Origin of the sequence: Pontibacillus litoralis JSM 072002 (assembly GCF_000775615.1) — a bacterium.
Classification (GTDB): Bacteria; Bacillota; Bacilli; order Bacillales; family BH030062; genus Pontibacillus; species Pontibacillus litoralis.
This window is the reverse complement of sequence record NZ_AVPG01000085.1, coordinates 1-339: the sequence shown is the minus strand read 5'-3', so window position 1 is coordinate 339 and position 339 is coordinate 1. Positions and strand designations below refer to the sequence as shown.

Below are 339 nucleotides of genomic sequence, written 5' to 3'. Positions count from 1 at the left end.
TAGTCAGAAATAAGGGAGCAGCTGGGGTGGACGGTATGACGTATGACCAGCTACTTCCATACTTGAAGGAACATAAAGAGGAATTATTAATTCAGTTACGTCAAGGAAAGTACAAACCGCAACCCGTTCTGCGGATTGAAATCCCGAAACCAGATGGCGGGAAGAGAAAACTGGGGATTCCTACAGTTATTGACCGAATGCTTCAACAAGCCATCAACCAAGTATTACAACCAATATTTGAACCAACGTTCTCCGATAATAGTTTTGGGTTTCGTCCAAAACGAAGTGCGCACCATGCCATTAGACGGGCGAAATCGTACTATGAACAAGGGTACAAAT

The 339-nt window shown here is 43.7% G+C and carries 1 protein-coding gene; it reads left to right on the top strand.

Annotation, left to right across the window (positions count from 1 at the left end):
• The coding region (locus N784_RS15820) for a reverse transcriptase domain-containing protein (RefSeq protein ID WP_036836579.1) at positions 1-339 on the top strand (339 nt) is incomplete at both ends.